This window comes from Tenacibaculum pacificus (assembly GCF_027941775.1).
GTDB lineage: Bacteria > Bacteroidota > Bacteroidia > Flavobacteriales > Flavobacteriaceae > Polaribacter > Polaribacter pacificus_A.
In genome coordinates this window covers 292494-313873 of the sequence record NZ_CP115917.1, presented here as the reverse complement: position 1 = coordinate 313873, position 21380 = coordinate 292494, and the positions used below count along the sequence as shown (strand labels likewise).

Sequence of the window (21380 nt, the reverse complement as noted above, 5' to 3'; positions counted from 1 at the left end):
TATGAAACAGTTTTCAATACTACTATTAAGTCTATTTATTTTTTCATGTAGCTCAGATAACGACGAGCCAATTAAAGAAGTTGATATTAAAGTTAATTTTTCGCAAAATTGGGATGGAACTACTATTGAAAAATCAGATTTAAGTAGTACCGAATTTTCTTATATAATAGGTACAGATATAAAAACAGAAACAACTCTTAAAATTGATAAATTACGTTATTTAATATCAAAAATAACCTTAACTGACGGAGCAGGAAAAGCAACTACTTTTGATGGTTATCAATTAGTAGATTTAAGTAATTCTGAAAGCTCATTATTTAATCCATCTGTAAAAATATCAGAAGGAAATTACAACCTATCCATGACTTTTGGTTTTAATGAAGATGATAATATTGATGGTAATTATGCTGATTTAAACACAGCTTCTTGGGGCGTACCGATGATGCTAGGCGGTGGTTACCATTTTATGCAAATGGATGGAAAATATAAAGATACTAAGAATGTTGAAAACCCTTATAACTTTCATACAATTAGAGCTTATAATACCGAAACAAAAAAAGCAGAAGACACTTCTTTTTCAGTTGATTTAGGTAGTATAAATGTTAAAAATAACGCAACTATTGAAATAAAAATGAATGTTGCGCAATGGTTTAAAAACCCAAATGATTGGGATTTAAATAAAAAAAACATCAGCTTAATGATGGATTATGAAGCTCAAAAAACAATGTCTGAAAATGGTAAAAAAGGCGTTTTTAGTTTAGGTACAATTACGCAATAAACAAATGATTAAAAAAAATATTTTGTTTTTATTCCTTCTTCTTTTAATGAGTTGTTCATCAAAAGAAGAAGGAATATATACGCCCAAACCTACATCATTAAAAATACCTGAGCTTTTTCAACAAAAATTAATTGAACCTGTTATCCCTACAAATAATCCTTTAACAGAAGAAGGAATTGCCTTAGGTAAAAAATTATTTTTTGATGAAATTTTATCAAAAGACAATACACAATCGTGCGCTAGTTGTCATAATCCTCAAAAAGCTTTTACGGATGAAAATCGTTTTAGTGAAGGTGTTGATGGAAAAATTGGCAATAGAAACTCCATGCCTTTATTTAATTTAGCATGGAATTTTGATGAGCGTTTTACTTGGGATGGAAAAGAAACAAGTCTTGAAAGTCAAGCTTTAGAGCCCGTTAGAAATCCAATAGAAATGCATAGTAATTGGATAAATGTTGCTCAAAAAATTAAAAATCATGCTGAATATCCATTTTTATTTCAGCAAGCTTTTGGAAATATCAAAATAGATTCTACTTTAATAACCAAAGCACTTGCACAGTTTGAAAGAACTTTAATCTCTGGAAACTCAAAATTTGATCAATATTTATTAGGAAAAGCACAACTGACATCCGAAGAAAAAAATGGTTTTGATGTTTTTATGGATGAAACTCGTGGAGATTGTTTTCATTGTCATGGAAGTAATAACAACCCATTATGGACGGATAATAAATTTCATAATAATGGTTTAGATGCTATTTTTACTGATTTAGGATTAGGTAAAATAACTGGCGATCCGAATGATAATGGAAAATTTAAATCGCCATCGCTTCGGAATTTAAAATTTACAGCTCCATACATGCACGATGGTCGTTTTGCTACTTTAGAAGATGTTATAAATCATTATTCAACAGGTTTAAAAAACTCTTCAACAATAGACCCTTTAATGAAAAGTGTAAACAAAGGAGGTGTTAACCTTTCTCAAAAAGACAAAGATGATTTAAAAACATTTCTTCTTTCTCTTTCTGATAATGACTTCATTAACAATCTTGAATTTCAAGAATAATCAGAAACAATGATATAACGATAACAAAACCCTATCAAAGGTTCTGTAATTAAATGAGACTTATATTGTATATTTGCAACTTATTTAGCTTAAACCACTAAAAAAATGATAAAAGTTTCAGAAACAGCAAAAAATAAAGTTATCCAGTTAATGACTGATGACGGTTTTGATGCTGCAGTAGATTTTGTGCGTGTTGGCGTAAAAAGTGGAGGTTGTTCAGGGTTATCGTACGACTTAACTTTTGACAAAAACACCCAAGAAAACGATAAAATTTTCGAAGAAAACGACATAAAAATTATTGTTGATAAAAAAAGTTTTTTATACCTAGTAGGAACTACCTTAGAGTATTCTGGAGGTTTAAACGGAAAAGGTTTTGTTTTTAACAACCCAAACGCAAACCGTACCTGTGGTTGCGGAGAAAGTTTTTCTTTATAACATTACAACTCAAATGAGCAAGTATACCGAAGACGATTTAAGAGAAGAGTTAAAAACCAAAGAATATGAATATGGTTTTTATACTGACATAGAAAGTGAAACCTTTGCAAAAGGGTTAAATGAAGATGTAGTTCGTGCTATTTCTAAAAAGAAAAACGAGCCACAATGGATGACTGATTGGCGTTTAGAAGCCTTTAAAGTTTGGAAAGAAATGGAGGAACCAGAATGGGCAAATGTTCATTATGAAAAACCAAAATTTCAAGACATTGCTTACTATTCAGCTCCAAAAGAAAAACCAAAATTAAATAGTTTAGATGAAGTTGATCCAGAATTACTGGACACTTTTAAACGTTTAGGAATTTCTTTAGATGAACAAAAAAAATTAGCTAATGTCGCTGTTGATATTGTAGTAGATTCAGTTTCTGTTGCAACAACTTTTAGAGAAACATTAGGTAAAAAAGGTATTATTTTTATGCCTATTTCTGAAGCTATTCAAGAACATCCTGAATTAGTAAGAAAATATTTAGGAACTGTTGTTCCAACTACAGATAACTTTTATGCAGCATTAAATTCAGCAGTATTTTCTGATGGATCTTTCTGTTATATTCCAAAAGGTGTTCGTTGCCCAATGGAATTATCAACTTACTTCAGAATTAATGAAGGAGGAACAGGACAATTCGAAAGAACTTTAGTTGTTGCTGATAAAGGAAGTTATGTTTCTTACCTTGAAGGTTGTACAGCTCCTAGTAGAGATGAAAATCAGTTACATGCCGCTGTTGTTGAATTAATTGCCATGGATGATGCTGAAATTAAGTATTCTACTGTTCAGAACTGGTATCCTGGAAATGCAGAAGGAAAAGGTGGTGTTTACAATTTTGTAACAAAAAGAGCTATCTGTGAAACTAATGCAAAAGTTTCTTGGACACAAGTAGAAACTGGTTCTGCTGTAACGTGGAAATACCCTAGTTGTATTTTAAAAGGAGATAATTCTGTTGGAGAATTTTATTCAATAGCTGTAACCAATAATTATCAGCAAGCTGATACTGGTACTAAAATGATTCACTTAGGTAAAAACACTAAGTCAACCATTATTTCTAAAGGAATATCGGCAGGAAAATCACAAAACAGTTATAGAGGATTAGTTCAAATTGGAGCTCGTGCAGAAAATGCGCGTAACTTCTCTCAGTGTGATTCTTTATTAATGGGTAATGAATGTGGTGCACACACATTCCCATATATTGAAACAAAAAATAAATCGGCGCAAATAGAACACGAAGCAACTACAAGTAAAATTGGTGAAGACCAATTATTTTACTGTAACCAACGTGGAATAGATACCGAAAAAGCAATTGCATTAATCGTAAACGGATTTAGTAAAGAAGTACTAAATAAATTACCAATGGAATTTGCTGTAGAAGCACAAAAATTATTAGAAATCAGTTTAGAAGGAAGCGTTGGTTAATAGCCAATAACAAAGATATATTACCATGTTAAAAATAGAAAACTTACACGCTAACATTGAAGATAAATCAATCTTAAAAGGATTGAATTTAGAAGTTAAAGCCGGTGAAATTCACGCAATAATGGGTCCTAATGGTGCTGGTAAAAGTACTTTAGCTTCTGTAATTGCAGGAAAAGAAGAATACGAAGTTACCAACGGATCAATAAGCTTAAATGGTGAAGATATTGGTGAATTAGGTCCTGAAGAAAGAGCACACAGTGGCGTGTTTTTATCGTTCCAATATCCTGTAGAAATTCCTGGAGTTTCTGTAACTAACTTTATTAAAACAGCTATTAACGAAAATCGTAAAGCTAAAGGTTTAGAAGACATGCCTGCAAAGGATATGTTAAAAATGATTCGTGAGAAATCAGAATTATTAGAAATAGACCGTAAATTTTTATCTCGTTCTTTAAACCAAGGTTTTTCTGGTGGAGAAAAGAAACGTAATGAAATTTTTCAAATGGCAATGTTAGAGCCTAAATTAGCCATTTTAGATGAAACTGATTCTGGTTTAGATATCGATGCTTTACGTATTGTTGCTAACGGAGTTAATAAATTAAAATCGAAAGACAACGCAGTAATTGTTATTACACATTACCAACGTTTATTAGATTATATCGTTCCTGATTTTGTACACGTTTTATACGATGGTAAAATTGTAAAATCTGGTGATGCTTCTTTAGCTTTAGAATTAGAAGCAAAAGGATACGATTGGATTAAGGAAGAAGTTAATTCTTAAGAAAATGGAATTAAAAGAAAAACTAACTGCATCGTACGTAGCATTTGAAAATGGCGTAGATGTGGATTCTGATATTCATGATATTAGAACGAAAGCATTACAAAATTTTGAAGAATTAGGTTTCCCAACTAAAAAATTAGAAGCTTGGAAATACACTTCTTTAAATTCAGTATTAAAGCAAGATTATAGTATTTTTCCTAGTTCGGAAGCTGCTGTAGAATTAGCTGATGTAAAGAAATATTTTATCCACGATATAGACACTTACAAAGTGGTATTTATCGATGGAAAATATAGTTCTTTCTTATCAGAAACTACACACGATACTATAGATGTTTGTTTAATGTCATCTGCATTAACGAAACCTAAATATAAAGCTATTATTGAAAAACATTTCAATAAAATAGCAAAGCAAGATAATTTAACTTCGTTGAATACTGCTTTTGCTGATGAAGGAGCTTATATTCATATCCCTAAAAATGTAGAGGTTCAAAAACCAATACAGATTATCTACTTTACTACAGGTAGTGAGGATGCTATTATGACGCAGCCTCGTAATTTGATTATTGCAGAACAAAATGCACATGTTCAAATTATTGAGCGTCATCAAAGTTTAACTTCTAACCCTGTTTTAACAAATGCGGTAACAGAAGTTTATGCAGCTAAAGATTCAACGGTTGATATCTACAAGATTCAAAATGATGATAAAAATGCTTCTTTGGTTGATAACTCTTACATAGAGCAAAAATCAAGTAGTATTGTTTCTGTACATACTTTTTCTTTTGGAGGAAATATTACACGTAACAATTTAAACTTTTATCAAAGAGGAGAGCATATCGATTCTATTTTAAAAGGAATTACAATTAGTGAAGGTAAACAACATATCGATCATCATACATTGGTGCATCATATTGAACCTAATTGTGAATCTCATCAAGATTACAAAGGTATTTACGGTGATCGTTCTACTGCTGTTTTTAACGGTAAAGTTATTGTTGAAAAAGAAGCTCAAAAAACAAATGCTTATCAACAAAACAATAATGTTTTGATTAGTGATAAAGCTACAATTAATGCAAAACCTCAATTAGAGATTTTTGCAGATGATGTAAAATGTTCTCACGGTTGTACGATTGGTCAATTAGATAATGATGCATTATTTTACATGCAACAACGTGGTATTCCTAAAAAAGAAGCAAAAGCATTATTAATGTATGCATTTGCAAATACTGTTTTAGAAAGTGTAAAAATTCCAGAAGTTAAGAAAAGAATCAATAAACTTATTGCTAAACAATTAGGAGTTGATATCGGATTTGATTTATAATATATAAATTACTGTAATTTACTAAAAGAAAGATCATTCAATATTGAATGATCTTTTTTTTATATAAAAAAAGATGATATTTGTAATGATTTACAAAATATTACGTCAAAAGAATTAAACTAATTAAAAAATTTAAACCTAAAAAAAATGCGTAAAATTATTATACTCTTCAGTTTACTATTTGTTAGCATACAATCACAATCGCAAACAGATGTATTTAATGCACTACTTAAAACCTATGTTAGTACAGAAGGTGACATCGATTATAAAGGGTTACGAAAAAATAAAGCTTTATTAGATTTATATTTAAAACATCTAGAAAAAACTGTACCTCAAAAAAAATGGAGTACTTCAAAAGCTAAAGCATTTTGGATTAATGCATACAATGCATATACCATCAAATTGATAGTAGATAGCTATCCCTTAAAAAAAATTACAGATATTAAACGTAAAGGGAAAAATGCATGGAAAATACCAATTGCAACTGTAGGTAAAAAAATATATTCGTTAGATCATATTGAACACAAAATATTACGTCGTTGGCATGATGACCCTAGAATTCATGTAGCTATAAATGCTGCTTCAAAATCTGGTCCTCGTTTTCCAAATTTTGCTTTTACAGAAAAAAACATTGAAAGTTCATTAGAATTATTAATGAAAAATTTTCTTAACGATTCTAATAAAAATCAAATAACACCAGATGATATTGAAATTTCTAAAATATTTGAATGGTATTTAGAAGATTTTACAGTTAAATCTTCATTAAGAGACTATATAAATAAGTATTCTAATACACTTATTAATGATAGAGCAACCATCAAATATTTAGAATATAATTGGGATTTAAACGAAAAATAAACTCAATTAATACTTATAATAAAACGGAAAACAAAAATTGTATTTCCGTTTTTTTTATTCTTAACTTTTTAATGTTATAAATTCAATGACATTAAAACCATTTTTAACTCATTAAAAGAAAACTCTTTACTAACTTTTTTCTTCAATTCTGATAAAGTTTTAAAATCTGTATCTTCTATCGATTTTAATAATTTATTGTACCTTTTTACAGGCATAAGATCTAGTATATCAATATCTCCAGCACTAAGATAACTAGCTAAATGTGTTTCAATAGTATTTAATGTTAAACCTCTTTTTTTAGCTATTTCTTTAGCTGATATCCCTTCTTTGAAAAAATTATAAGTTATTTCTCTTGTTGGGATTTTCACTTCTTTTTTCTTTACTCCTACTTTATTTACACCTAATTTAATATTCTGATTAAGACCTTGTTTTTTACAATAAATACTAACTGCATCTAAAATTTGACCACCATATTTTTGCACTCTAATTTTACCCATTCCTTCAACTTTCAATAATTCTTGAGCTGTTTGTGGAAGAGAATCACAAATTGCATATAAAGTTTTTTGAGTAAAAATCTGAAAATGAGGAATTCCTTCTTTCTTCGAAATCTGATCTCTTAATTCTCGTAAACTTACTGCTAAAGCAGGATCTCTTGATGAAATTAATTTCTTTTTAACTGGTTTTTCTGCATTTTGTAAAATTGCATCTGCTCTAATTTGCAAATAATCTTTTACATGAAAACTATCTTTTAATTTCAGAAAACAATATAATTTTATCGATAATAAATTATGTAGTGTATAAATCTGCTTTTCTAAATCTTTTTGAACCGCTTGATTATCTGTAGAAAATGAAATTCCGCTTAATGGTTTTTTTATAAAATCTTCGGTTTGAGTTTTAAAATATGTAATTGCTTTTATAAATCTATCATTAATTACATCGCTATTTTCAGCTAAAACATTTTCTTCCGATAGTTGCTGTAATTGAATTTTAAAACCATTTGCTACTTTTAATAAGGGAATAATTCCATTATCTTTTATCGTTTCTAAATGATTAATCATAATACCATTTAAACTCGTTTGATTTTGATAAAAAATTTCAATAGCTCGAGTTGTTGGATATAAAAAAGGTCTAAAATCAAACAATTCTGAAATTAAGTTAAGTTGATATGTTTTTTCTGATTCACTTAAAACAGTTTCATCAGGTACATTTTCATTTACATTTTTGTTAAAAGAATCGACTGTTCTATCGTTAATAATTGAACTACTTCCAATTCTTGTTTTTAAAACGATCCCTTCCAAACTAGTACATCGACTAAGCGCAACATAAGTTTGACCGTGTGCAAAAGAAGCTTCTGCATCAATAATTGCTTTTTCAAAAGTTAAACCTTGACTTTTATGAATTGTAATTGCCCAAGCCAATCGCAAAGGAATTTGAGTAAAAGAACCCGCTATATCTTCTTTTATTTCTTTAGTTTCTTCATCTATTGAATAGGTAATATTCTCCCAAATTTCTTTTTTAGTTTCAATTTCAAAATCATCATTAGGACATTTTACATAAATAGTATCTTCATCAATCAGTCTTATTTCTCCAATTTTACCATTAAAATATCTTTTTTCAGGTGAGCTATCATTTTTGATAAACATAACCTGAGCCCCTACTTTTAATTCTAAATCAGCACTATTTGGATACGAATTTTCATTGAATTTACCAGAAACATCGGCTTTAAAAAAATAGCTTTTCTTTTTTATATTTTCTAATGCTAAAGTATTAATTGCATCCGCTCTTTTATTATGAGTAGTTAATGTAATATATCCTTCATTTTTTTTAGGTTGAAAATCTGGATTATATCTTTCATTTAATATTTTTTCTGATTTAGGTGATAAAGAATCATTTCTAATTTCATTTAATATTTTGATAAATTCATCATTATCTTGCCTGTAAATTTTCTTTAATTCGAGGCTTACCGTATTTGATTCTTGAAATGCTTTACTACTAAAAAAGAAAACCGATGCATAATGTTCTTTTAATAAACTCCAATCATTTGGTCTTACCACAGGCGATAATTGTTGTAAATCGCCAATCATTAAAACCTGTGCACCGCCAAAAACTTTATTTCTATTTTTATATTTTCTTAAAACTTGGTCGATTCCATCTAATAAATCAGCTCGAACCATACTAATTTCATCGATAATTACTAAATCTAAAGACCTTATAATATCAATTTTTGTTTTATTAAATTTACGTTGCTGATTCGAACTATTTTCAATCTGATTTGGTAAAATAGGACCAAATGGCATCTGAAAAAAAGAATGAATCGTTACACCTTTTGCATTAATTGCAGCAACACCTGTTGGCGCAACTATAACCATTCTTTTTAATGATTCATTTTTTATTTTATGTAAAAAAGTAGTTTTTCCTGTACCTGCTTTTCCTGTGATAAAAAGGTTTCTATCTGTTTTTTCTATAAACTGAATGGCAAGGTCTAATTCTTTATTTTCTATCATCACGAAGTTATTCTACTCTATTTATTAGAATATGTAAAAATACTTTTTTTAAGATACTCTTTTATTTAATTTTATATGAATCAGAATATTTTTTAAAATCTCTATATTTTAATATCATTTAAATATTGAAAACAAAAAATCCTACACAAAAAGTGTAGGATTAATAGCTTTTAAAATAATATTTTCTATTATTTTATTTTAAATACTTTTGATAAAATAGTTTCTAACAAACACCACTTTGTAAATGCCGATTGAATTAAATTCACACCGATAAATACGGTAAACCACATCCAATTTGAGTTTACATAAACAGTTAAAACTACACTTAACAATACAAAAGTTCCTACTATAATTCTGAAATATTTATTTAACATTTTGTTTCTTTTTTAAATTTATAATTACTTGTAATTTTTACGCTCAATCATATAATACACCAACGGAACTACCAATAATGTTAAAATTGTTGATACAATAGTTCCACCCATTAACGAAATTGCCAATCCTTGAAAAATCGGGTCAAATAATATTACAAATGCTCCAATAACTACTGTTCCTGCAGTTAATAAAATAGGCGTTGTACGAACAGCTCCTGCTTCAATTGCGGCTTGTTTTAAAGGAATTCCTTCGGCTAATCTTAAATTGATAAAATCAATCAATAAAACAGAATTCCGAACCATAATTCCTGCCAAAGCTATCATTCCTATAAAAGAAGTAGCCGTAAAAAATGCGCCCATAATCCAGTGTCCTAAAACAATTCCAATTAATGATAATGGAATTGCAACCATCATTACAATTGGCGCTTTAAAATTTTGAAACCAACCAACAATTAAAATATAAATTAAGATAATTGCTCCTAAAAATGCAATTCCTAAATCTCTAAAAACCTCTAACGTAATTTGCCATTCTCCATCCCATTTTACCGTGTAATCATCTTCATAAGCTGGTTGTCCTAAATATAATTCGTTTAATTTATAACCTTCAGGAAGTTTAATTTGCTTTAATTTTTCTTCCATTCCTAAAATTGCATAGGCAGGACTTTCCAATTCTCCAGCCATATCAGCCATTACATATACTACTCTTTTTTGATTTTTTCGATAAATACTTTTCGCTGTAATTGTTTTTTTGATGCTTACTAAATCGGAAATTGGCATCATATTTCCATGTTTCGATATTATCTTTAATTGAGAAATATCAGCAATACTTGATTTTTCTTTTTCATCTAAAGCCAACACTAAACCAACTTGATTTACCGAATTTTCATCATATAAATTTGTAATTGCTCGGTTAGAAAGTGCTATATTCATAGTATAAGCAATTTGTTGAGGAGCAACTCCGTACAACATTGCTTTTTCTTTATCTATTTCAAACTGATACTTTATTTGGTCATCTTCTACCATCCAATCAATATCAACTACATCATCTGTATCTTTTAAAATATCTTGAATACTATTAGCAATTTTAATTTGCTCTTTATAATCAGGTCCATAAATTTCGGCAACAATGGTTGATAAAACAGGAGGTCCTGGCGGAACTTCTACTAATTTTACATTGGCATTATATTTTGAAGCTATTTTTTGAATATCAGGACGAAATAATTTTGCAATATTATGACTTTGAATAGTTCGTTCTCCTTTATCAATTAAATTCACCTGAATATCTGCCATATTACTTCCGCCACGTAAATCATAATGACGTACCAAACCGTTAAAAGTTATCGGTGCAGAAGTTCCAATATAATTCTGATAATTTACCACTTCTGGGCGGGTTGCTAAATATTGTGAAATTTCTTGAGCAACCACTCCTGTTCGTTCTAAAGTTGTTCCTTCAGGCATATCAATTACCACCTGAAATTCATTTTTATTATCAAAAGGCAACATTTTAACTGCTACTGATTTTGTGAAAAATAATACCATCGTTGCTAATAAAACGATAAAAGTACCACCTAAAAATGCCCATCTTTTTGTTTTATTCTCTAATAAAGGACGTTCATATTTATTGTAAATCTTATAAATAAAAGTTTCCTCTAAAGGTTTTTCTTGTTTTTCAACAGCACCTTTTTTATCTTTTTCTCTCAAGAAAATATATCCTAAATAAGGCGTAATTGTTAAGGCTACAAATAATGATAAAATCATTGCAATAGATGCTCCAATTGGCATTGGTGCCATATAAGGTCCCATTAATCCAGATACAAAAGCCATTGGTAAAACAGAGGCTATTACCGTAAAAGTTGCCAAAATTGTAGGATTCCCAACTTCATTAATAGCATATAAAGCGGCTTCTTTAAAAGGTAAACGCTTCATTTTAAAATGTCGATGCATATTTTCGGCAATAATTATGGAGTCATCAACCACAATTCCTGTAACAAAAACCAAGGCAAAAAGTGTAATTCTGTTTAACGTATAATCAAGCATATAATAACTTAACAACGTTAATGCAAAAGTAATTGGGACAGATAAAAACACTACCAAACCACCACGCCAGCCCATCGCCAACATTACTACCAAAGTAACCGCAATAATAGAACCGATAAGGTGTAACAATAATTCCGATACTTTATGCGAAGCTGTTTCTCCATAATTTCTAGTAATCTCAACATGTACATCATCAGGAATTAAAGTTGAACGTAAATGTGTAACTTTTGCTAAAATTACATCAGCAATTTTCATCGCATCTGCTCCTTTTCGTTTTGCTACCGAAATAGTAACTGCAGGATATTCTGATTTATAATTTGTTGATTTATCACTTGCTTTTCCAAAACCTAAACTCACATAATTTTGAGGAATTTCAGCACCATCAATAATAGTAGCAATTTGTTTTAAATAGATAGGTTTATTTTGTTGAATACCAACTACTAAATTTTCAACATCAGTAACAGAAGCTAAAAAATTACCCGTTTGCACTAAAAACTCTGTATCATTTTTAATAAAACTTCCCGAACTTAACTGACTATTATTCGCCTTAATCATTTCAGAAACTGTTAAAAAATCTAAACCTGATGAGGCTAATTTATCTTTATCTAAAACAACTCGTAATTGCCTATCGCTACCACCAATTTTATGCGTAATTGCTACATCATTTATCTTCTTAATTTCTCCTTCAAGCTCTTCAGCCATTTGGCTTAACTCATATCCTGTATAATTTTCACTCCACAGCGTTAACCCCAACATTGGCACATCATCAATAGCTCTTGTTTTTATCAACGGAAACGTAACACCCTTCGGCATTTTATCCATATGTTTATTAATTTCGTTGTATAATTTCACAAACGAACGTTCAATATCTTCGCCAACATAAAACTGAACAATAACCATTGCTTTCTCGTTCATTGCTGTTGCGTACACATACTCTACTCCTTTGATATTCGAAATTAATTTTTCCAAAGGCTTTATAACTCTCGATTCGACTTCCGTAGGACTTGCCCCAGGATATCCAACAAAAATATCTGCCATTGGCACATCAATTTGCGGTTCTTCCTCTCTCGGAATTAAAAACGAACTATATACCCCAACAACCATAAAAACGATCATTAAAAGCACGGTAAGTTTAGAACCTATAAAGCTTTTGGCAATTTTACCAGCTAAACCTTCTTTCATATTATTTATTATTTTTGGGCGTTTAAACGGGCTATCCGTTGCAATCTTTTTTTGCCATATATGGCAGCAAAAAAAGGATTTCCACTGCTATCCCTAACGCAATTTTTAGTTATTGAATTGTAACTTTAACTCCATTGTAAAGTTTTCCTTTTGCATTGATTATATAAGTTTCATCAGCAGATAATCCTGATAATACTTCAATATTTTCACCAAAAGAACGTCCTAAACGCAACCAACGTAAAACAGCTGTATTACTTTGACTTAGCGTATATATTCCCGAAAGTTGACCTTTTTTGATGATTATATCTTTAGGAATTAATACAGTATTTATTTTTCTGTTTTCAGTAATTTCCGATGTTGTTTCTGAAGTAGAAAACTGAACCGTAGTAAACATTCCTGATAAAATTTTAATTGGTGTTTTATCAAGTGCTACTTTTACTAAAAACTGTCCTCCAGTATTTTTTGCTGATGTACTAATTTCGGTAACTTTCCCTTTTATTTTTTGATTGATTGATTTTACAATAACAGTAGCTTCCGAGTTTTTTTTGATTTTCAGAATTTCACTTTCAGAAACCATTGCAATTACTTCAAATTCATTCGGCTTTTCAATTGATAACAACGATATTCCAGGATTTGCCATCGCACCTTTTTCAATATTTTTACTCGTTATTACCCCTGAAAAAGGAGCAGTTATATTCGTGTATTTAAACTGAGAATTCACTTCGTTCTTTTGTTGATTTGCCGCTTCTAAACGTGCTTTTGCTATTTGAAAATTAGCCGTTATATCATCCATTTCTTTTTGAGAAGCACTATTTTCAGCCACCAAATTTTTAAAACGTGTAAAATCTTTTTCAGCATTTGCATACCCTGCTTTTGCTTGAGCTATTCCTGCGTTTACTTGCGCACGTTTTGCTTGTAAATCTGCATTATTTATAGCAATTAATAATTGTCCTTTTTTTACTTTATCACCTACATTTACATAAACTTCATTTACAAAACCCATCATTCGAGTACTTAAATTAGCACTTTGTACAGCTTGAGTTTTTCCGCTTGCGGTTACAAATAAATTTGAATTTTTTGCTTCAACTTTTTTTACGGTTACAGGAATTGGGTTTGAAGTATCTTCAGATATTTTTTTAGTATCATTTCCACAACTTATTATTAAAAAAGATAATGAAACAAGTGCGATTGTATATAAATATTTTTTCATCTTAAAATTATTCTTTGATTAAAAATTGTACGTAAGCGTTGGCATAATTATGCTGAAAAATCGTGCTATAATATTGTAATTGTTTTTGTGCATATTTTGTTTCTGCTGCTAATAAATCGGTTGTTTTTTCTAAACCTTGTTCGAATCTATTTTTTCTTATCCTTAAAGATTCTTCTGATTGTACTAATGCCAATTCAGTAAGTATTAAGTTATTTTTAGCATCATGTAATAAACGTTTTGCCTTATTAAGTTCTACAGTACTTTTAGCCTGATATTCTTCTAATTCAATTGATGCTTTTTCAAAAGTAGCTTTACTTTTTTGAGTTTTACCAAAGCGTTTATATCCTTTAAAAACATCCCAACTCAATTGCATTCCAACTAAATAACCACTTCCTCCAGTTTTAAAAATTTTAGCATCATATAATTCATAACTTCCAAAAGCATTTAAACGAGGTAAAAATGTCTTTTTATCAGCTTTATATAATTGTTGATAAGCATCTTTTGCAAAACGCATTGCTTTAATATCTGCTCTATTTTCAGACAATTTTGTAGTAGTAATTATCTCAGGAGTTACACTCAATAAATCTGATGGTTTTAAAATACGATTACTGGCATCATTCATCAATAATGATACATAATTAGACGCATTTTCAATAGCACTTTTTGCATATTGTAATTGATTTGCTATTTCAGTTACACGAACTTCAACTGCTAATACATCTGCTCTTTGTAAATATCCTTGTTGAAAACTATTAGTTGCTAATCGCTTATTTTCATTAGCAGTTTGTTGTACTTTTTCTAAAACCTCAACTGTTTTATAAGCTAATTGTAATTCCATGTAAGCTTTTTCAACTGCTAACTGAATATAATCGTTCGTTCTTTCAATGTTGAAAAGTAGTAGCGTTTAATTTTGCTTTTGCTGCTTTTCGTTGATAAATTCCATCAAGATTAATTAATGGTTGTTGTACTTGAATTTTTGTTGCAAAATTTTGAGTTTGAGAAGGGGTATTTAATAAATCAGGATTGAAATCATTTTGTGTTAAAATTCCTTGATTTAATTTAGATCCAAAAGCCATTAACGGATTTGTAGTTGCTATTCCTGTATATGAAGCGGTAATATCTGGCAAGAACACCGCATTTGTTTGATTATAATCTGCTTTAGCCATTAAAATATCTTGTGCCGACATTTTAAGTGTATTATTATTCTCTTTCACTTTAGCAATAACATCACTTTTGGCAATAACCATAACCTCTTGTCCTCTTATCAAGAGCGAAAACAATATAAATGATACTATTAATAATTTATTTTTAAATGGTACTATTCTATTAAGTTACCACAAAACTACTATCTTAATACACTTTTATAAGTAACATTTGTTACTGTGAAGTTAATATAGAAGAAATACTTAAAAGAAAGCTTTAGTCAAGTTCTTTAGACTGTTTAATCTACTTCGTTTATTTTTGTAATATATGGATTCATTAACTCAAATTATATTAGGTGCTGCTGTTGGCGAAGCAGTTTTAGGAAAGAAAATTGGAAACAGAGCTATGTTTTATGGAGCAATTGCAGGAACAATTCCTGATTTAGATGTACTTGCTTCATTTTTTACCGATAAAGTAACCGCACTTTATATGCATCGTGGATTTACACATTCTATTATTTTTTCTGTACTCTTTGCACCTATTTTTGCGTGGATTGTAACTCGTTATGAAAAATATAAAAACTTTAAAAATTGGACTTGGTTATTCTTTTTAGCATTTGTAACACATCCTATTTTAGATGCACATACTACTTGGGGAACGCAGTTATTTTGGCCTTTTGATATCCGCTTAGCTTTTAAAACCATTTTTGTTATTGACCCACTTTATACCCTTCCTTTTTTAGTGTTTTTAATTTTTGCGATGACACAAAAACGAGTTAGCAAAAAACGTGATTTTTATAATAAAATGGGATTAATTATCAGTTCTTCTTATTTAGTCTTAACTTTTTTATTAAAATGGTTAGCTTTTAATCAGTTTGAAAAAGCTTTAGAAAATCAGAATATCAAATATTCAGAAATTGATACAAGACCTTCTCCTTTAAATACCATACTATGGAGTGCCAACGTACAAACAAAAGATGCTTTTTTACTAGCTAATTATTCCTTTTTTGATACAAAACCAATCACTTTTACAAAACATCTAAAAAATCATCATTTGTTAGAGAATCTTTCTAAAAATGAAAGTGTTAAACGTATGATTTTTATCTCTGAAGGTTGGTATACTATCAATAAAAAAGATGATAAACTTTACTTTAATGATTTAAGATTTGGGCTTTTAAGTATCAAACCAAATGCAGAAAATTTTGTTTTTAAGTATAAAATTACTGTTGATAATTTAGGAAATGTAATTTTTACCGAAGAACCTAAAGATAAACGTGATGGAAAAAAATTAATAACTGATTTATGGACAAGATTAAAAGGAAATTAAAAACATTGAAATTAGAAGAATTAAACGAAATTGAGAATAAATATAATTTCAAATATCCCGAAATTTACAGAAAACTATCTGAAGATAATATGCTTAATTGGGGAGAAGTTTGTAATAGTTGGTTTGAAAATGAGTATCCTAAATTAAAAAATAATCCTCCTCTTCTATTATATTATTGGGATTTTGATATTATTTCGTCAAGTAAAGAAGTTATTGATAATATTGACTTTTATTCAGATGAAGAATGTTATTTAGAGATTAAAAAAGAATATCATTATAAATTTATACCCTTCGGAAAAACTGGAGGAGGTGATTTATATTGTTTTTTTCTTGATGAAAATAATAAAATAAAGCACATAGTTTTACTTTTACATGATGATGATAATGCTGAAATACTTGCTAATACATTTCAAGAATTTATTTTCAGATATTTATTAATGTGTGTTATTGAACTTGATAAAGATATGTTAATAATGGAAGGTAATTTAAACGAAAATTGTAATAACTTGTTTAAAACACATCAAAAACATTTAACTGATAAACAAAAAAATATTATTCATAACATTTATAAACGAACAAATATTACTAAACTAGATGATAAAGAATTCAATAACATCTTGAAAGAAAATGGATTTAAAAATAATACTATAAACTGTTATAGTTTTTAATAAAAAATCCCACGCAAAGTATGCATGGGATTTTAATATATATAAAACTAAAGTTTAGTTTACATTTCTAAAGCTTTCGTAGGGTTGTTACCCATTAATAACTCAACAGGATTTTCTAAAGCTTCTTTAACAGCTACTAAGAATCCTACTGACTCACGACCATCAATAACTCTGTGGTCATAAGATAATGCAACATACATAATTGGTTGAATTACTACTTCACCATTAACAGCCATTGGTCTGTTTACAATGTTGTGCATTCCTAAAATTCCACTTTGTGGAGGGTTTAAAATTGGCGTTGATAACATAGAACCAAAAACACCACCATTTGTAATAGTAAATGTTCCACCAGTCATTTCATCAACAGTAATTTGTCCATCTCTAGCACGTAAAGCTAAACGTTTTACTTCGCTTTCAACACCTCTAAAAGATAAATCTTCAGCATTTCTAATTACAGGAACCATTAATCCTTTAGGACCAGAAACTGCAATAGAAATATCTTGAAATTCATTTTTAATTTGGTAATCTCCATCAATCATAGAGTTTACATCAGGATATAATTCTAAAGCTCTAACAACAGCTAAAGTGAAAAAAGACATAAATCCTAATCCAACACCGTGCTTTGCTTTAAAATCTTCTTTATACTGATTACGTAAATCGAAAATTGGTTGCATGTTTACTTCGTTAAAAGTAGTTAACATTGCCGTTTCACTTTTTACAGCTACTAAACGTTGTGCTACTTTTCTACGTAACATAGACATTTTTTTACGCTCAGTTCCACGAGAACCGTTTGTAGGTTGCGTTCCCATAGAAGGTACTGCTTTTACAGCGTCTTCTTTAGTTATACGCCCGTCTTTTCCTGTTCCTTTTACAGCACCTGCATCAATTCCTTTTTCAGCTAAAACTTTTTTAGCTGCAGGAGAAGCAGTTCCTGTTGCATATGTTGTAGCCTTAGCTTCAACTGCTTTAGGAGCTTCTGCCTTAGGAGCTTCAGCTGTTTTTGTTTCAGATGAAGATTCACCTGCTGGTTTTGCTGCACTCATATCGATAAGACATACTACTGCACCAACTTCTACAGCATCTCCTTCTTCTGCTTTTAAAGTGATAATTCCGCTTTCTTCCGCAGGTAATTCTAACGTTGCTTTGTCAGAGTCTACTTCGGCAATTGGCTGATCTTTTTCAACATAATCACCATCTTCAACTAACCACGTTGCTATTTCTACTTCTGTAATTGATTCCCCCGGAGAAGGAACTTTCATTTCTAAAACCATCAGTTCTAACTTTTTATATCTGAATTATTTTATTTCTTTTCTTTGATATTAATCTTAATTTCTTAAGATTAACCACTTAATATTTTATTATATTAAACGTTATAAGTATTGTGTTTAATCGAGTTTTCTAATCAAAAACCTGATCTAATACTTTTTGATGACGTTGTTTATAACGTGTACTAGAACCTGCTGCTGGTGCTGAATGATAACCTCTTGATGCACATTCTAATTTAGCTAAGTCAAAACGCTCTAACATAAAACTCCAAGACCCCATATTTTTAGGTTCTTCTTGTGCCCAAACATAACGAGTTACATTTGGATACCTATCCATTACCTCTTTAATTTTATCATTATGTAATGGAAATAATTGTTCTATTCTAACTAAAGCAACATCATTTCTGTTTAACTTTTCACGTTCTTCTAACATGTCATAATAAAACTTACCTGTACAAAAAACCATTTTTGTAACATTAGTTGTATCAATAGTATCATCAATAACTTCTTGGAAAGTTCCGTTTGCTAAATCTTCAATAGTATTTACAGCTTTTGGTAAACGTAATAAACTTTTAGGAGTAAAAACAACTAAAGGTTTTCTAAAGTCACGCTTCATTTGACGACGCAAAATATGATACATATTTGCAGGAGTTGAACAATTTGCAATTGTCCAGTTATCAGTTGATGAAGACTGTAAAAAACGTTCTATTCTACCAGATGAATGTTCAGGTCCTTGCCCTTCATATCCATGAGGTAATAACATAACTAAACCGTTTTGTAATTTCCACTTAGCTTCTGCTGAAGAAATATATTGATCAAAAACAATTTGTGCTCCATTGGCAAAATCACCAAATTGTGCTTCCCAAATAGTTAATGTATTAGGAGCTGCCATTGCATATCCATAATCAAAACCTAAAACACCATATTCAGATAAATGAGAATTGTAAATTGTCATTTCTCCTTTATTCTTAGTGTTTGTATTTAATAAATTAACACGTTCTAAAGTTTCTTCATCACGCATAATTGCATGACGGTGTGAGAATGTACCTCTTTCTACATCTTCACCTGAAATACGAATATTAAATCCTTCTTCTAATAAAGTTCCGTAAGCTAAGTTTTCAGCAGTACCCCAATCTAAAGCATTTTCTTCAAACACCATTTTTTGACGTCCTTGTAAAATACGTTCTGCTTTACGAACAAATTTATGTCCTTCAGGAGTTGTAGAAATTACTTTTGCAATATCTTTTAATGCCTCAACCGAATACGTAGTATCTATAGGTTGTAACATTTCTTGTAATTGCTTACGTACAAAACCATCCCATACCTCTGGCGTGAAATCTTGTATTTTAGAAGTAGTTTTCTTTTTAGACTCTGTAAATTCAGTTTCTAAATGTGCTTTAAAGTCAGCTGTAATTTGTTTTACATAATCTACTGAAATTGTACCTTCTTTAACTAATTTCTCAGCATATATTTCTTTAGCATTTTTGTGCTTAGAAATTGCTTTGTATAAATCTGGCTGCGTAAAACGAGGCTCATCACCTTCGTTATGACCATATTTACGGTACCCTAATAAATCAATGTAAATGTCTTTTTTGAATTTCATTCGATATTCAACAGCCATTTCCATAGCATGACAAACCGCTTCTGCATCATCTGCATTTACGTGTAAAACTGGTGATAAAGTTACTTTAGCTACATCTGTACAATAAGTACTAGAACGCGCATCTAAATAATTCGTTGTAAATCCTACTTGATTATTTACAACAACATGAATAGTACCTCCTGTTTTATAACCATTTAAGGTCATCATTTGTGCAATTTCATACACAATACCTTGTCCTGCAATTGCAGCATCACCATGTACTAATATTGGTAAAATTTTACCATTATCTCCATTGTAATCTAAATCTACTTTAGCACGAACAATACCCTCAGCAACTGCATCTACAGTTTCTAAATGAGATGGATTTGGAACCAAATTCATCTTCATTTTTTGTCCGCCCTTGTATTCTTTACTTAAAGTTAAACCTAAGTGATACTTAACATCTCCATCAATATCTTGATCTTCAAAATCTTTACCTTCAAATTCACTAAATAAATCGCGAACTGGTTTTTTAAAGATGTTTACCAAAGTATTTAAACGACCACGGTGTGCCATTCCTAATACACATTCTTCAACGCCGTATTTTTCGGCTGCATCACGAAGTGCAACACTAACTCCAGGAATTAATGTTTCTCCTCCTTCTACAGAAAAACGTTTTTGACCTACGTATTTTGTTTGTAAAAAACTTTCAAAAGTAGATGCTTGGTTTAATTTTGTAAGAATGTATTTTTTAGCCTCTTCATCATAATTAGCATGGTTATCATTTTTACTCAAACGATTTTGCCACCATTTTAATTCGTCAGGGCTACGTAAATACATATATTCAACACCTATACTATCACAAAAAATAGCTTTTAAATGTTCAATTATTTTAGATAAAGGTTTTGGACCTATACCTAAAATACCTCCTGCATTAAAAACTGTAGATAAATCTGATTTATTTAAACCAAAAGTTTCTATGTCTAATGTAGGACTGTATTGTCTACGTTCACGAACGGGATTTGTTTTAGTGAACAAATGCCCTCGAGTACGATAGCCATTTATTAAATCAATTACTAAAAATTCTTTGCGTACTTCGTCAGGTACTTCTACTGAAGCTTCTTCATCGGTTAAAGAATAATTTTCATTGGCTAAATCATAACCTTGAAAAAAACTCCTCCAACTTGGTTCTACTGAATCAGGATTTTTTTGATACTGTTCATATAAATCACCTATAAAACCTGTATGTGCTGCGTTTAAGAACGAAAACTTGTCCATATATTTTACTATGCTTTTCTGTCAATAAGAATAATGGATACAAAAATACAACTTTTACTAAAAAAAAGACTTTCATTTCACGCTTATTTTATATCGTTTATTTTTTTTGAACAAATAAG

At 29.9% G+C, this 21380-nt stretch carries 17 protein-coding genes; 9 read left to right on the top strand and 8 right to left on the bottom strand.

Going from position 1 to position 21380, the window contains the following annotated elements:
- The first annotated feature begins 1 nt into the window (after position 1).
- From PG913_RS01335 to PG913_RS01305, 7 genes are all read left to right on the top strand, one after another.
- Positions 2-778, top strand: coding sequence for an MbnP family protein (locus PG913_RS01335; RefSeq protein ID WP_271231281.1), 777 nt, complete (start codon positions 2-4; stop codon positions 776-778).
- Between the two features lie 4 nt (positions 779-782).
- Entirely contained in the window at positions 783-1841 is a 1059-nt protein-coding gene (locus PG913_RS01330; RefSeq protein ID WP_271231280.1) for a cytochrome-c peroxidase, read from the top strand.
- A 105-nt stretch (positions 1842-1946) separates the two neighbouring features.
- Entirely contained in the window at positions 1947-2276 is a 330-nt protein-coding gene (locus tag PG913_RS01325; RefSeq protein WP_271231279.1) for a HesB/IscA family protein, read from the top strand.
- 13 nt (positions 2277-2289) lie between these two features.
- Positions 2290-3738: a Fe-S cluster assembly protein SufB gene (gene sufB, locus PG913_RS01320; RefSeq protein WP_271231278.1), complete on the top strand. Its 1449-nt coding sequence runs from the start codon at positions 2290-2292 to the stop codon at positions 3736-3738.
- A 25-nt stretch (positions 3739-3763) separates the two neighbouring features.
- A complete protein-coding gene (gene sufC, locus PG913_RS01315) occupies positions 3764-4516 on the top strand; it encodes a Fe-S cluster assembly ATPase SufC (protein WP_271231277.1) in 753 nt (250 codons plus the stop codon).
- 4 nt (positions 4517-4520) lie between these two features.
- Positions 4521-5834: a Fe-S cluster assembly protein SufD gene (sufD, locus tag PG913_RS01310; RefSeq protein WP_271231276.1), complete on the top strand. Its 1314-nt coding sequence runs from the start codon at positions 4521-4523 to the stop codon at positions 5832-5834.
- 147 nt (positions 5835-5981) lie between these two features.
- A complete protein-coding gene (locus PG913_RS01305) occupies positions 5982-6692 on the top strand; it encodes a DUF547 domain-containing protein (protein WP_271231275.1) in 711 nt (236 codons plus the stop codon).
- Positions 6693-6766: 74 nt separating this feature from the next.
- On the opposite strand, the gene PG913_RS01300 is transcribed toward PG913_RS01305, so the two are convergent.
- The 6 genes from PG913_RS01300 to PG913_RS12825 all read right to left on the bottom strand — a co-directional run bounded on the left by PG913_RS01300 (position 6767) and on the right by PG913_RS12825 (position 15267).
- Positions 6767-9196: a helix-turn-helix domain-containing protein gene (locus tag PG913_RS01300; RefSeq protein WP_271231274.1), complete on the bottom strand. Its 2430-nt coding sequence runs from the start codon at positions 9194-9196 to the stop codon at positions 6767-6769.
- A gap of 188 nt (positions 9197-9384) precedes the next feature.
- On the bottom strand, positions 9385-9570 hold the full coding sequence (locus tag PG913_RS01295; protein ID WP_271231273.1) for a YgaP family membrane protein: 186 nt from the start codon (positions 9568-9570) through the stop codon (positions 9385-9387).
- Between the two features lie 24 nt (positions 9571-9594).
- On the bottom strand, positions 9595-12789 hold the full coding sequence (locus tag PG913_RS01290; protein ID WP_271231272.1) for an efflux RND transporter permease subunit: 3195 nt from the start codon (positions 12787-12789) through the stop codon (positions 9595-9597).
- A 109-nt stretch (positions 12790-12898) separates the two neighbouring features.
- A complete protein-coding gene (locus tag PG913_RS01285) occupies positions 12899-13999 on the bottom strand; it encodes an efflux RND transporter periplasmic adaptor subunit (RefSeq protein WP_271231271.1) in 1101 nt (366 codons plus the stop codon).
- A 7-nt stretch (positions 14000-14006) separates the two neighbouring features.
- A complete protein-coding gene (locus tag PG913_RS01280; protein WP_333780770.1) occupies positions 14007-14837 on the bottom strand; it encodes a TolC family protein in 831 nt (276 codons plus the stop codon).
- A gap of 43 nt (positions 14838-14880) precedes the next feature.
- Positions 14881-15267 (bottom strand): TolC family protein, encoded by a 387-nt coding sequence (locus tag PG913_RS12825; protein ID WP_333780769.1) that lies wholly within the window; start codon positions 15265-15267, stop codon positions 14881-14883.
- A gap of 202 nt (positions 15268-15469) precedes the next feature.
- Between PG913_RS12825 and PG913_RS01275 the strand changes: the two genes are divergently transcribed.
- Positions 15470-16468, top strand: coding sequence for a metal-dependent hydrolase (locus PG913_RS01275; RefSeq protein WP_271231270.1), 999 nt, complete (start codon positions 15470-15472; stop codon positions 16466-16468).
- Positions 16444-17136: an SMI1/KNR4 family protein gene (locus PG913_RS01270; protein WP_271231269.1), complete on the top strand. Its 693-nt coding sequence runs from the start codon at positions 16444-16446 to the stop codon at positions 17134-17136. Before PG913_RS01275 ends, PG913_RS01270 begins: the two co-directional genes overlap by 25 nt.
- Before the next feature lie 59 nt (positions 17137-17195).
- Here PG913_RS01270 and odhB read toward each other — a convergent pair whose 3' ends face one another.
- A complete protein-coding gene (gene odhB / locus PG913_RS01265) occupies positions 17196-18407 on the bottom strand; it encodes a 2-oxoglutarate dehydrogenase complex dihydrolipoyllysine-residue succinyltransferase (RefSeq protein ID WP_271231268.1) in 1212 nt (403 codons plus the stop codon).
- 127 nt (positions 18408-18534) lie between these two features.
- Positions 18535-21261: a 2-oxoglutarate dehydrogenase E1 component gene (locus PG913_RS01260; protein WP_271231267.1), complete on the bottom strand. Its 2727-nt coding sequence runs from the start codon at positions 21259-21261 to the stop codon at positions 18535-18537.
- Positions 21262-21380: the final 119 nt, after the last annotated feature.

Excerpts from the sequence above, each read along its gene's own strand:
- PG913_RS01335 (WP_271231281.1), top strand. The coding sequence starts at position 2 with ATGAAACAGTTTTCAATACTACTATTAAGTCTATTTATTTTTTCATGT.
- PG913_RS01330 (WP_271231280.1), top strand. The coding sequence starts at position 783 with ATGATTAAAAAAAATATTTTGTTTTTATTCCTTCTTCTTTTAATGAGT.
- PG913_RS01325 (WP_271231279.1), top strand. The coding sequence starts at position 1,947 with ATGATAAAAGTTTCAGAAACAGCAAAAAATAAAGTTATCCAGTTAATG.
- sufB (WP_271231278.1), top strand. The coding sequence starts at position 2,290 with ATGAGCAAGTATACCGAAGACGATTTAAGAGAAGAGTTAAAAACCAAA.
- sufC (WP_271231277.1), top strand. The coding sequence starts at position 3,764 with ATGTTAAAAATAGAAAACTTACACGCTAACATTGAAGATAAATCAATC.
- sufD (WP_271231276.1), top strand. The coding sequence starts at position 4,521 with ATGGAATTAAAAGAAAAACTAACTGCATCGTACGTAGCATTTGAAAAT.
- PG913_RS01305 (WP_271231275.1), top strand. The coding sequence starts at position 5,982 with ATGCGTAAAATTATTATACTCTTCAGTTTACTATTTGTTAGCATACAA.
- PG913_RS01300 (WP_271231274.1), bottom strand. The coding sequence starts at position 9,196 with ATGATAGAAAATAAAGAATTAGACCTTGCCATTCAGTTTATAGAAAAA.
- PG913_RS01295 (WP_271231273.1), bottom strand. The coding sequence starts at position 9,570 with ATGTTAAATAAATATTTCAGAATTATAGTAGGAACTTTTGTATTGTTA.
- PG913_RS01290 (WP_271231272.1), bottom strand. The coding sequence starts at position 12,789 with ATGAAAGAAGGTTTAGCTGGTAAAATTGCCAAAAGCTTTATAGGTTCT.
- PG913_RS01285 (WP_271231271.1), bottom strand. The coding sequence starts at position 13,999 with ATGAAAAAATATTTATATACAATCGCACTTGTTTCATTATCTTTTTTA.
- PG913_RS01280 (WP_333780770.1), bottom strand. The coding sequence starts at position 14,837 with ATGGAATTACAATTAGCTTATAAAACAGTTGAGGTTTTAGAAAAAGTA.
- PG913_RS01275 (WP_271231270.1), top strand. The coding sequence starts at position 15,470 with ATGGATTCATTAACTCAAATTATATTAGGTGCTGCTGTTGGCGAAGCA.
- PG913_RS01270 (WP_271231269.1), top strand. The coding sequence starts at position 16,444 with ATGGACAAGATTAAAAGGAAATTAAAAACATTGAAATTAGAAGAATTA.
- odhB (WP_271231268.1), bottom strand. The coding sequence starts at position 18,407 with ATGGTTTTAGAAATGAAAGTTCCTTCTCCGGGGGAATCAATTACAGAA.
- PG913_RS01260 (WP_271231267.1), bottom strand. The coding sequence starts at position 21,261 with ATGGACAAGTTTTCGTTCTTAAACGCAGCACATACAGGTTTTATAGGT.